The following is a 12267-nucleotide window of genomic DNA, read 5'->3' as shown; positions in this document are numbered from 1 at the left end:
ATGACTACTGATGCTGTGCAAACCGTAATCCCGACGCTCGATGTCTCCGAGCGCCCGGCCCCGCGTCCCAAGGTTGAAGCCGGCGTCAAGCTGCGCGGCGCCGAAAAGGTTGCACGCATCCCGGTAAAGATCATTCCCACCACTGAACTGCCGAAGAAGCCCGACTGGATTCGCGTACGCATTCCGGTGTCCCCGGAAGTCGACCGCATCAAGTCGCTGCTGCGCAAACATAAGCTGCACAGCGTGTGCGAAGAAGCGTCCTGCCCAAACCTGGGCGAGTGCTTCTCCGGCGGTACCGCGACGTTCATGATCATGGGTGACATCTGCACCCGTCGCTGCCCGTTCTGTGACGTAGGCCACGGTCGTCCGAAGCCACTGGACGTCAACGAGCCGGAAAGCCTGGCCATCGCCATCGCCGACCTGCGCCTGAAGTACGTGGTCATCACCTCGGTAGACCGCGACGACCTGCGCGACGGCGGCGCCCAGCACTTCGCCGACTGCATCCGTGAAATCCGCAAGCTGTCGCCGAACGTGCAGCTCGAAACCCTGGTGCCGGACTACCGTGGCCGCATGGACATCGCGCTGGAAATCACCGCCGCCGAGCCGCCGGATGTGTTCAACCACAACCTGGAAACCGTGCCGCGCCTGTACAAGGCCGCGCGCCCGGGTTCGGACTACCAGTGGTCGCTGACCCTGCTGCAACGCTTCAAGCAGATGATGCCGCACATTCCGACCAAATCCGGTCTGATGCTGGGTCTGGGCGAGACCGACGACGAAGTCATCGAAGTCATGAAGCGCATGCGCGAACATGACATCGACATGCTGACCCTCGGCCAATACCTGCAACCGTCCCGCAGCCACTTGCCGGTCCAGCGCTTCGTGCACCCGGATACCTTCGCCTGGTTCGCCGAGGAAGGTTACAAGATGGGCTTCAAGAACGTCGCTTCCGGTCCGCTGGTGCGTTCCTCGTACCACGCAGACGAACAAGCGAAGCTGGTCAAGGCCGAGCTGATTTCGTCCTGATACCCGGGCAGTAATGAATGCGCCCGCAAGGCTTTGAGTCTTGCGGGCGTTTTTTTGTCTGGCCCAAAGCGATGACGGCGCAATGACAAAGCCTCTTCTGTTTGTCTTCGTTCCTGACTACTGTGTGATGACTTCACCCAGGGAGATTAAAGGTGACCGCTAGACCCATTCACACCCTTCGTCCTCACGCCCCGGTTCCAGCCTTGCCGTCGGAGGGGCTGATTGGCGTTATCGCGCCCGCCGGCCCGGCCCCGCTGGACACCGACAAAGCCGTGCAATGGATGCGCGCCCGAGGCTATTCGCTGAAGATTTTTCCGGGGGTCTACCAGAAGGATGGCTACCTGGCCGGCAGTGACAACGTACGCCTGAATGACCTGCATGCGGCGTTTGCCGACAGCGAGGTCGACGCCATCATCTGCCTGCGTGGTGGCTACGGCACACCGAGACTGCTCGATCGCCTTGATTTCGAACTACTGCGCAACAACGCCAAGCCATTCATCGGCTATAGCGACATCACGGCGCTGCATCTGGCGATCAGTCGCCATGCAGGCTTCGTGACGTTCCATGGCCCGTTGCTCAATGCTGATTTACTCGGTGACAGGCAAAAGCCTACCGAGCCTTCGTTTTTCAGCATGCTGCGCGGGCAGATGAAGGCCGGCAGCGCATTGGCACATCCAGTGGCCTACCCGTTGACGACCATCGAGCCAGGGATCGCCCACGGGCGCTTGCTGGGAGGCAACCTGTCGATGATCGCTGCGACCATGGGCACGCCTTACGAGATCGATGCCGAGGGCGTCATCCTGTTCATCGAGGACATCAATGAGCCGCTGTACCGTATCGACCGGCTCCTGACCCATCTGCGTCTGGCCGGCACCCTGGGCAAGCTGCGCGGGGTGTTGGTGGGTGATGTGGCGGGTGTGGAGGTGCCTGCATTGGAGCGCTTGCTCAAGCAGACATTCGAGCCGTTGCGAATTCCGGTGCTGTCCGGATGGCGCAGCGGGCATTGCGACCCGAACCTGACATTACCCATGGGGGCACTGGTGAGGCTGGATGCGGGGAACAAAGAGTTGGTGTTGGAGCAGGATGTGGTGATCAAGCGGTAGATCGTTGGCGCCTGATAGCCAGTCATCGCGAGCAGGCTCGCTCTCACAGGTAACGTGTAAACCTTGTGGGAGCGAGCCTGCTCGCGATGCTTTTTAGCGGTTACGCAAGCTTTCAAGCAGCTTGTGCGTCGGATACCCATCCGCCGGCCAGCCAAACGACTGCTGCGCGCTACGGATCGCCTTGCGGGTATTGGCGCCGATAATCCCGTCTGCGGTGCCCGCGTCGTAATTCCGGGCACTCAGCAGGCTTTGCAGCTCGATCCGCTCGGTACGGCTCAATGGCAGGTCATCCTTGGGCCAGGTGCCGCTGATCAGGCCCGCGCCATGGAAGCGCTGAGACAGCAAGCCCACGCCCAGCGCATAGGACGACGAGTTGTTGTACTTGAGGATCGCACGGAAATTATCCAGTACCAGGAACGCCGGGCCACGATAACCGGCCGGCAGCAGCAAGGCGGCGGACAGCTGTTCCGAACCTGGCGGGACCTGGGCGCCATTGGGCAGGGTTATACCCAGCTGGCGCCATTCGGCGACACTTTTACGAATCGTGCCGTCAGCCAGCATGTAGTTGAAACCGCCGGGCAGTTGCACTTCAAAGCCCCAAGGCTGGCCTTTCTGCCATCCGGAGCTTTGCAGGTAGTGCGCGGTCGAGGCCAGGGCATCGGTGGAGCTGCCCCAGATATCGCGACGGCCATCTCCATCGAAGTCGACGGCGTGGGTGTTGTAGGTGGTTGGAATGAACTGGGTCTGGCCCATGGCGCCGGCCCAGGAGCCGAGCATTTTCTCCGGTTCGATATCACCCTGCTGCAGAATCTGCAGCGCGGCGATCAATTGCGCCTGGGCAAAGGCCGGGCGGCGTCCTTCATAGGCCAGGGTCGCCAGCGAATTGATCACGGATTTGCTGCCCTGGAATTGGCCGAAATTACTTTCCATGCCCCAAACGGCGACCAATGCCTCGCGGTCGACGCCATAGCGCTGTTCGATGCTTTGCAAGATGCCGTCGTATTGACTGAGCAACGACTGACCTTTGCGAACCCGCAACGGTGACAGGGCGCCATCGAGGTATTCCCACACCGGACGGGTGAATTCCGGCTGGCTGCGATCGGCACGGATCACACTGGGGTCGAAACTGACATTGGCAAAAGCGCGGTCGAACACGTCGGCGCGAATACCGGCGGCCAGGGCTTCCTTGCGAAAACCCGCCTGCCATTCGGCGAAGGTCTGGGTCGGCTGGATATCGAGGTTTTCACCACTCGGTACCACGGGGGCAACAATGGCCGGGGCGGTGGCGACCGGGAGTGTCTGAAGCTGCTGTGCGTCGGCGGCGGTAGGTTTTTCCGCGCAGGCGACTAGCAAAATGAGGCTGGAGGCAGCGATCAATTGGCGCAGGTGCCAACGACGGGAAAGACTGAAGGGCATGCACGGGTCCAGGGAATTCGAATCAGGTGCTGACCTTAACATGTTGAGCGGGTGCTTGCCTTTTCAGGCCGCCAGAAAGTAAGAAGCCTCCCAGTTTTGAGACTGGAAGGCTTCGCGGCGGTAGCTGCCTTTGCCCTTGCCTGGGCGTTCCTGACGGCTGCGGAACAGTGGCTGGGCGACGATGGATTTGGCCTTGTTGGGGCCGTGTTTGGACGGCTTTTTGCTCATGATGGACGCTCGCAGGTAAGTGGTTTTTGCGGGGCAGATCATCTGCTCAAGTGGGGCTTGTGTCTAGTGCTTACATTGCGTAGGACCTTTCGATCGCAATCGCGAGCAAACTCGCTCCCACAAGATCAGCGCTATTCCTGAGGGAGCGAGCTTGCTCGCGATTGCAGTCGATAGGTTTACTCGGCAGGCAAGGCTAACCGCTGACCGGCCATCAACAACGTCAAACGACTCAAGCTCATCCACGGCGAGCCCGCTGCCTGACCCTTGATCTGCGCATCAATGCGCTGTGCTTCGAGCAGCAACTGGGCCCAGCGTGGCGCTGAATAGCGTTGCAGGGCTTTGCTCATCAGTGGCTTGCGCTTGTCCCAGACCGGGGGCTTGGCCTGGCTGAAAGCCTTGTCCAGCGGTGTGCCCTGACTGTATTGCAGGGAAATGTTGGCCAGCAGGCGCAGTTCCCGGGACAGCGCCCAGAGAATCACCGGAGGCTCGACGCCTTCACCCCGCAAGCCTTCGAGCATGCGCAGGGCGTGGGCCGCCTCACCATTGAGAATCGCATCGGTCAGCCCGAAGACATCGAAGCGCGCACTGTCGGCGACGGCCGCCTGCACGGTTTCGATGGTGATCTGACCGCCTTCGGCCATCAGCTTGAGCTTCTCGATCTCCTGGGCGGCGGCCAGCAGGTTGCCTTCGACCCGTGCGGCGATCAGCTCGACAGCGTCCTGGCTGGCGGAAAGGCCGGCCTGGGACAAGCGCTGGCGGATCCAGCTCGGCAACTGGCTGGCATCCACTGGCCATATCTGCACGAATTGGGTCTGCTGGCCTTCGACCAGCGCCTTGCCCCATTTGGTTTTCTGGGCACTGCCATCGAGTTTCGGCAGGCTGATCAGCAGTAGCGTGTCCTCGGCTGGTCGGGAGCAATATTCGATGAGCGCGGCAGCACCTTTGTCGCCAGGCTTGCCGGAGGGCAGGCGCAGTTCCAGAAGGCGCTTTTCGGCGAACAGTGACATGCTGGCCCCGGCCAGCAGCAAGGTGCCCCAGTCGAAATTGGCATCGGCGGCAAACACCTGGCGCTCGTCGAAGCCCTGCTGACGGGCGGCAGAGCGAATGGCGTCGGCAGCCTCCTGGCACAGCAAAGGATCATCGCCACTGATGACGTAGACCGGCGCGAGGGAACCTTGCAGGTGCTTGGCGAGTTGGGCGGGGGCGAGCTTCATAAGAGAGGGCGAACGGGGCGCCTGAGCGCCCCGTAAGTCTTACTGCTGCGGGATTTCGACAGGCGACTGACGCGGGGTTTCCGCTTCAGCCTTCTGTGCCGCTTCCAGAGCCGCGGCTTCTGCCTTGGCACGAGCTTCGGCGGTCTGCTGCAGCTGGGCGAGCTGAGTCGGCGTGATTTGCTGCAGGCGCAGCATCATGCGTTGTACCAGGTCACGACGCATGTCCTTGCGGGCGTCAGCAGCTTCCTGGTCGGAGCCCACCAGGTTGTTGCCGTCGTGGATGAAGACCTTTTCCACTTCGAGCTTGTCATTGATCAACGACAGGTTGCCCTGGCTGAGGATGCTGTAGTTGAGCGTGGTGGTCAGCTGATATTCGCCAGTACGACCCGCGCCGGCGTAGCTGAGGATGCGCTGGGTTTCCTGTTCATCGGTGAGCACCAGCTTGTAGGGCGCGCCTTTATAGACTTTGACGCCACTACGTTCGACCACCTGGCGCAGTTGCGTCACCGTTTCGCCATAGGCATTGCGGGCGCTGACGTCGAGTTCCTTGATCGCCAGTTCGGTGGTGCCGGTGCCGCGCAGCTGGAAACCACAGGCGCTCAACAGGACCGCGAGGCCCATCACCAGCAAGTTGCGTTTGATCATTGTGTTGCTCCCCTTGAAACCATGTGGGCCGTTCAAGCGGCCCGAAAGGTTTTACTCGGCGCCAGACCCGGTCTGGCGCCCGATCCAATTAGCTGGCGACGATGTTGACCAGTTTCCCGGGCACCACGATCACTTTACGGATGGTCAGACCGTCAACGAAGCGCAATACGTTTTCGTTGGCGCGGGCGGCCGCTTCGATTTCTTCGCGGGTCGCGCTGGCCGGCATGTCGATCTGGCCGCGCAGCTTGCCATTCACTTGAATGACCAGTTGCAGGCTGTCCTGTACCAGGGCGCTGTCATCCACGACCGGCCAGCTGGCGTCGATCACCGGGTCGGCATGGCCCAGTCGATGCCACAGCTCGTGGCTGATGTGCGGCGTGATCGGAGCGAGCAGCAGGGTCACGGCTTCGAGGCCTTCCTGAACCAGTGCACGATCTTGTTCGGTCGCTTGCGGAGCTTTTTCCAGTACGTTCATCAGCGTCATCACCTGGGCGATGGCGGTGTTGAATTTGTGGTTCTGGCCAACGTCGTGGCTGGCCTGCTTGATGGCCAGGTGGATCGAACGGCGAATGGCTGTCTGCTCGTCGTTCAGGCTGGCAACGTCCAGTTTGCCCGGCAGGCCCTGGGTGACGTGTGCCTGGGCCAGGCGCCAGACGCGCTTGAGGAAACGGTGCGAGCCTTCCACGCCGGAGTCGGACCATTCGGCGCTCATGTCCGGTGGCGAAGCGAACATCATGAACAGGCGGCAGGTGTCGGCGCCGAACTGATCGATCATCGACTGAGGGTCGACGCCGTTGTTCTTCGACTTGGCCATTTTTTCGGTACCGCCGATTTCCACCGGCAGGCCGTCTGCGATCAGCTTGGCGCTGATGACCTTGGCCTTGCTGTCGCGCTCGAGTTCGACGTCCGCCGGGTTGTACCAGGTGTAGGCACCGTTGGCTTCACGACGGTAGTAAGTCTCGGCGACCACCATGCCCTGGGTCAGCAGGTTCTTGAACGGCTCGTTGGAGCTCACCAGGCCTTCGTCGCGCATCAGCTTGTGGAAGAAGCGCGCGTAGAGCAGGTGGAGAATGGCGTGTTCGATACCACCGATGTACTGATCCACCGGCAACCAGTGGTCAGCCGCGGATTTTTCCACCAGGCCACCCTCGAAGTGCGGCGAGGCATAGCGGGCGTAGTACCACGACGACTCGACAAACGTGTCCATGGTGTCGGTTTCACGCTTGGCAGGCTGGCCGCATTTCGGGCAGCTGCACTCGTAGAACTCGGGCATGCGCGCCAGCGGCGAACCGGCGCCGTCCGGCACCACGTCTTCCGGCAGCACGACCGGCAACTGGTCTTCCGGTACCGGCACGTCACCGCAGCTGTTGCAGTGGATGATCGGGATCGGGCAGCCCCAGTAGCGCTGGCGGCTGATGCCCCAGTCGCGCAGGCGGAACTGAGTGCGCGAGGTACCGAGGTTTTTCTTGATCAGGGCCACTTCCATGGCGTCGAAGGCGCCGGCGAAGTCCAGGCCGTCGAACTCACCGGAGTTGATCAGCGTGCCGTGCTCGCCGTAGGCCTCTTGCCACGGGGCAGGATTGGTTTCGCCAGAGCTGGTGCGCACCACGGATTTGACCGGCAGGTTGTACTTGTGGGCGAATTCGAAGTCGCGCTCGTCGTGGGCTGGCACCGCCATGACTGCGCCGTCGCCGTAGTGCATCAGCACGTAGTTGGCGACCCATACCGGCAGTTTTTCGCCGGTCAGCGGGTGTTCGACGAACAGACCGGTCGGCAAGCCTTTTTTCTCCTGGGTGGCGACGTCGGCTTCGGCGACGCTGCCGCTCTTGCATTCGGCGATGAACGCTTGCAGCTCAGGATTATTCTGTGCAGCCAGGGTGGCCAGGTGGTGCTCGGCGGCCACGGCGACGTAAGTCGCGCCCATCAGGGTGTCCGGACGGGTGGTGAAGACTTTCAGGGTGCCGCTTTCGCCGATGGAGTCGACGTTGTACGGGAACTGCACTTCCATGCCGCGGGACTTGCCGATCCAGTTGCGCTGCATGGTCTTGACCTGTTCAGGCCAGCCAGTCAGTTCGTCGAGGCTTTCCAGCAACTCATCCGCGTAGGCGGTAATCTTGAAGTAGTACATCGGGATTTCGCGCTTCTCGATCAGCGCGCCGGAACGCCAGCCGCGACCGTCGATCACCTGCTCGTTGGCCAGAACGGTCTGGTCGATCGGGTCCCAGTTCACGGTGCCGCTTTTCTTGTAGATCACACCTTTTTCGAACAGGCGGGTGAACAGCCATTGTTCCCAGCGGTAGTAATCGGGCTTGCAGGTGGTCACTTCACGGGACCAGTCCACCGCCAGGCCCAGGCTGCGCAGCTGGGATTTCATGTAGGCGATGTTTTCGTAGGTCCACTTGGCGGGCGCCACGTTGTTCTTCATCGCGGCGTTTTCCGCCGGCATGCCGAAGGCGTCCCAACCCATGGGTTGCAGGACGTTCTTGCCTTGCATGCGCTGATAGCGGGAGATCACGTCGCCGATGGTGTAGTTGCGCACGTGCCCCATGTGTAGCTTGCCGCTGGGGTAAGGGAACATCGACAGGCAGTAGTAGGTTTCCTTGCCTGGCTGTTCGCTGACTTCAAAGGACTTTTGCTCGTCCCAGAACGACTGGGCGGCGGCTTCGATTTCACGGGGCTGATATTGTTCGTGCATGGCTACTTTTGAACTGAATAGGGGTGGCCCAATCCTCTTCAATGCAACGCTGGACGGTGAAGGCGCCGATTCGGCGTTTTCGATGTCCAGCCGAGCTGGAATTGGATTTACAGGAAGCGCCGTAGCATACATGACCGCACTCTGCCGAGGGAAACCCTGATTGCTGCCGCGCGTCTTGCCAAAACCGCTGCGAGGGCCGTTGGTCGCGGCGTTCAGCCGGTTTGTGCATGGAAGCTAAGCTCTTATTTGGGGAGTAGGTCTTATCTTCCAATGAGGTGAGGGATGGTTGAGTCACAGCAAAAAGCTACAAAACCGGAGCTGTACGAAAGACTGATCGATCGTCTGGGCATGGCGCTGGAAGCGGCTAAAACCGCCAGCCGGCTGCGTGATGAACGTCCGCTGGAACTGGAGCTGCGTGGCCTGAGCCCCGCTGAGTTCGCTCTGGTCAAGGCGTACCTGGATCGCAGCGAGCGTGAGACGCACGGATGCTTGTCCGAAGCCGTGAAACAACTCGACGCACCACGTTCTGCCAAGGTCATCTGGCTCAAGGACAAAGTACCCGGCAGAGACGCGGTAAAGGTCCGGTCTCTGCAGTTCAAGTAAGGCACAGAGCCATGCTCAAGGGTTTTTTGCAGCACAGTCCTTCCGTATTTATTGTCGCATTGCGTCAACCCACTTAGGCTTCGGGCATCTTCATGGAGATGCTCGATGCCTTTTCGTTATTTCGTGAAACACCTGCTGATGCCGCCCGGCATTCTTATCCTGTTACTGATCCTGGCCTGGTGGTTGCGCCGCTCAAGGCCGCGACTTGCAGGCTTGTGCTTTGCTCTGGGGCTGGGCGGATTCTGGCTGATGAGTCTGCCGGTGGTGGTGCAGTGGAGTGCCGCGCTGCTGGAGCGTGAGCCACCGCTGGCTCGTGACGAATGGGCAACCCTGGGGCAGCGTGCCGAGGCCATCGTGGTGCTGGGGTCGGGGCGTGAGCGGGGTGATGTGGCCTGGGATACCGACCAGCCCACCGGTGTCGGCCTGGAGCGCCAGCGTTACGCGGCGCGATTGGCCAAGGCGTCTGGACTGCCGGTACTGACCAGCGGGGGGCTGCATTACGGCACGCCACCCAACGAAGCACAGATCATGGCGGACTCCCTGCGTGACGATTTCGGCGTGACGGTGCGTTGGCAGGAAGGGCGCAGCCGTACCACTTGGGAAAACGCGCAAATGACCGCGCAGGTGCTGCAGCCAGAAGGCATCAAGCGCGTAGTCGTCGTGACGTCGGCCGCGCATATGCCGCGAGCGGTGTGGAGTTTCAGCAAGGCCGGGTTTGAGGTAGTGCCGGCACCGGTCGGGTTTCTGGGCCAGGACAATGGCGAGGCGTTCGGCGGCTGGATGCCGGAATTCAAGGCGATCTGGCGCAGCGGGCAGCTGATCAATGAGGCGGTGGGGCAGGTCGGGTATTCGCTGTTTTACCGTTGAAGAGCAAAAGATCGCAGCCTGCGGCACAACCCATTCAGCAGTTGCCGCAGGCTGCGATCTTTTAAAGGCACCCCGATCAAACGGTCTTGGCCATCCGGCTGGCAATCAACGCCCAGCCAAACAGAACCACACAAATGATGATCAACGGCCACGAGCGCCATTGCAGGTAAGGCGTGAGGTTGTGCATCGGCACCACTTCGCCATACAGGATGCCGCGCTCGAACTGCGGGATTTGCGCGGTGATCTGGCCGAACGGGTTGATCAGGCCGGTCACGCCGTTGTTGGTGGCGCGGATCATCCAGCGACCGGCCTCCAGTGCGCGCATCTGCGCCATCTGCAAGTGTTGCAGCGGGCCGATGGACGTACCGAACCAGGTGTCGTTACTGATCGTCAGCAACAGATCGCTTTGCGCGGCGAGGCCCGCGGCAAACTCCGGGTACACCACTTCGTAGCAGATGAAGGGCGCGATCTGGTAGCCCTTGGCTTGCAGCATGGCCTGATCGGCCGGGCCACGGGCAAAGTCCGACATCGGCAGATCGAAGAACGCGATCAAGCCGCGCAGAACGTCCTGCAAGGGGACGTATTCGCCGAACGGCACCAGTTTCTGCTTGAGATAGGTGCCGTCGCCTTCGCCGACCACGGTAATGCCGTTGAAGAAGCGTTTTTCGTGACGGACGACTTCACGGATCGGAACGCCGGTAATCAGCGCCGAATTACGTTCCGCCGCAAATTTACCCATCATGTCCAGGTAACCCTGGGCGGACTCCTTGAGTACCGGGACCGCGGTTTCCGGCCAGATCAGCAGGTCGACCGGCTTTGAGGTGAAGCTCATGTCGCGGTACAGCATCAGCTGCGCATTGAGCTGCGCCGGGTCCCATTTCATGCTCTGTTCGACGTTGCCCTGGATCGCTGCAACGCTCAACGGCGCGCCCGATGGGCTGGTCCAGGCATGGTGTTTGAGCGCCATTCCGGCGATCCATGGACCGACCAGCAACAGGACGCCAATCGCGATGAAGCCCTTGCGACCGGTACGAACCAGACGCATGCCGTTGTAGATCAGTGCGGCGGTCAGGGCGAGGGTAAAGGAAATCAGCCACATGCCGCCGACTGGCGCGAGGCCGGTCAATGGGCCGTCGAGTTGGCTGTAACCGGAATAGAGCCACGGGAAGCCGGTGAGGAACCAGCCGCGGAATGCCTCCTGGCCTACCCACAGCGCGGCAAAGGCCAGGGCATCGGCCAGCGGCGCTTCGTTGCGTCGCAACCAACGTGCCCAGACCCAGGCGGGCAGAGCGAAGAACCAGGCAATCGCTGCGGTGAACAACAGCATCAGGAAACCGGCCAGAAGCACCGATGCGCCACCGAAGTGGTGGATGCTGTAGTAGATCCAGCTGGTTCCGGCGCCGAACAGGCCGAAACCGAAGCACCAGCCACGGCCAAGGGCCTGGCGAGGGCTCAGCTCGCGCAGGCCGGCATAGAACAAACCGACCGCCAGCAATGCCAGTGGCCAGATGTCGAAAGGCGCCAGGGCCAGGGTGGTGATTGCACCGGCCGCCACGGCCAGCAGGTTACCGGGCCAGCCGGGGCGGGTTGTCCAGCGCATTTCAGTCCTTAGATTCAGCGGGCGATAGGCGTGAGTCGCAGCAAGTGAATCCGACGGCTGTCGGCGTTCAGGATGCGGAAACGGTAGGTGCCGATTTCAGTGATTTCGTTGCGTTTTGGCAAGTGCCCGAATGCACTCATCACCAGGCCGCCCACGGTATCGAATTCGTCGTCGGAGAATTCGCTGTCGAAGAACTCGTTGAAGTTCTCGATCGGCGTCAGGGCCTTGATCAGGAAATCACCGCTGGGCAGCGGCTTGATGTAGCTGTCTTCTTCGACATCGTGCTCATCCTCGATGTCGCCGACGATCTGTTCCAGCACGTCCTCGATGGTCACCAGGCCCGCCACGCCGCCGTACTCGTCGATGACGATGGCCATGTGGTTGTGGTTGGCGCGGAATTCGCGCAGCAACACGTTCAGGCGCTTGGACTCCGGCACGAACGTGGCCGGGCGTAGCAGATCCTTGATGTTGAAGCTGTCGCCGTTCTCTTTGAGGATCAACGGCAGCAAGTCCTTGGCCAGCAACACGCCCATCACGTCATCGTGGCTTTCGCCGATCACAGGGTAACGGGAGTGGGCCGAGTCGAGCACGGCAGGCAGGAACTCGCGAGGGGTATGGGTCGCCTTGATGCTGATCATCTGCGAGCGCGGGACCATGATGTCCCGTACCTGCAGGTCTGCAACCTGGATGGCGCCTTCGACGATGGCCAGCGCTTCGCTGTCCAACAGTTTGTTCTGGTGTGCATCGCGCAGCAGCTCCAGCAGCTCCTGGCGGTTCTTCGGCTCGTGGGCAAAAGCCTGGGTCAGTTTACCCAGCCAGGACTTCTGCCCGTTGCTCGATCGATCTTCGCTCATAGCGATTACTCTGAATCCT

Annotated in this window: 11 protein-coding genes; 4 read left to right on the top strand and 7 right to left on the bottom strand. The window is 61.2% G+C overall.

All coding sequences use genetic code 11. The features are described from left to right. Both lipA and DKY63_RS16345 read left to right on the top strand, forming a co-directional pair. A complete protein-coding gene (gene lipA / locus DKY63_RS16350) occupies positions 1-1023 on the top strand; it encodes a lipoyl synthase (RefSeq protein ID WP_110965044.1) in 1023 nt (340 codons plus the stop codon). Positions 1024-1175: 152 nt separating this feature from the next. Beyond that, on the top strand, positions 1176-2126 hold the full coding sequence (locus DKY63_RS16345; protein WP_110965043.1) for a S66 peptidase family protein: 951 nt from the start codon (positions 1176-1178) through the stop codon (positions 2124-2126). Positions 2127-2219: 93 nt separating this feature from the next. Here DKY63_RS16345 and DKY63_RS16340 read toward each other — a convergent pair whose 3' ends face one another. The 5 genes from DKY63_RS16340 to leuS form a co-directional block, all read right to left on the bottom strand. Next, positions 2220-3542 (bottom strand): lytic murein transglycosylase, encoded by a 1323-nt coding sequence (locus DKY63_RS16340; RefSeq protein WP_110965042.1) that lies wholly within the window; start codon positions 3540-3542, stop codon positions 2220-2222. A gap of 63 nt (positions 3543-3605) precedes the next feature. After that, positions 3606-3770, bottom strand: coding sequence for an alternative ribosome rescue factor ArfA (gene arfA / locus DKY63_RS16335; protein ID WP_110967937.1), 165 nt, complete (start codon positions 3768-3770; stop codon positions 3606-3608). 176 nt (positions 3771-3946) lie between these two features. Continuing rightward, the gene (gene holA / locus DKY63_RS16330) at positions 3947-4984 is read right to left on the bottom strand and encodes a DNA polymerase III subunit delta (RefSeq protein ID WP_110965041.1); all 1038 of its coding nucleotides are present in this window, start codon (positions 4982-4984) and stop codon (positions 3947-3949) included. A gap of 39 nt (positions 4985-5023) precedes the next feature. Then, entirely contained in the window at positions 5024-5629 is a 606-nt protein-coding gene (gene lptE / locus DKY63_RS16325) for an LPS assembly lipoprotein LptE (RefSeq protein WP_110965040.1), read from the bottom strand. Between the two features lie 88 nt (positions 5630-5717). After that, positions 5718-8324: a leucine--tRNA ligase gene (gene leuS / locus DKY63_RS16320; RefSeq protein WP_110965039.1), complete on the bottom strand. Its 2607-nt coding sequence runs from the start codon at positions 8322-8324 to the stop codon at positions 5718-5720. Between the two features lie 282 nt (positions 8325-8606). On the opposite strand from leuS, the gene DKY63_RS16315 reads away from it, so the two are divergent. Next, entirely contained in the window at positions 8607-8927 is a 321-nt protein-coding gene (locus tag DKY63_RS16315; protein ID WP_110965038.1) for a hypothetical protein, read from the top strand. Between the two features lie 105 nt (positions 8928-9032). Then, positions 9033-9794 (top strand): YdcF family protein, encoded by a 762-nt coding sequence (locus tag DKY63_RS16310; protein ID WP_110965037.1) that lies wholly within the window; start codon positions 9033-9035, stop codon positions 9792-9794. A gap of 76 nt (positions 9795-9870) precedes the next feature. Here DKY63_RS16310 and lnt read toward each other — a convergent pair whose 3' ends face one another. Together lnt and DKY63_RS16300 are read right to left on the bottom strand one after the other, a co-directional pair. Beyond that, positions 9871-11394 (bottom strand): apolipoprotein N-acyltransferase, encoded by a 1524-nt coding sequence (gene lnt, locus DKY63_RS16305; protein ID WP_110965036.1) that lies wholly within the window; start codon positions 11392-11394, stop codon positions 9871-9873. Positions 11395-11408: 14 nt separating this feature from the next. Then, positions 11409-12248: an HlyC/CorC family transporter gene (locus DKY63_RS16300; protein ID WP_110965035.1), complete on the bottom strand. Its 840-nt coding sequence runs from the start codon at positions 12246-12248 to the stop codon at positions 11409-11411. Between the last annotated feature and the right edge of the window lie 19 nt (positions 12249-12267).

Origin of the sequence: Pseudomonas putida (assembly GCF_003228315.1) — a bacterium.
Classification (GTDB): domain Bacteria; phylum Pseudomonadota; class Gammaproteobacteria; order Pseudomonadales; family Pseudomonadaceae; genus Aquipseudomonas; species Aquipseudomonas putida_S.
The sequence above is the reverse complement of the archived record's forward strand: the minus strand, read 5'-3'. Positions and strand labels throughout refer to the sequence as shown.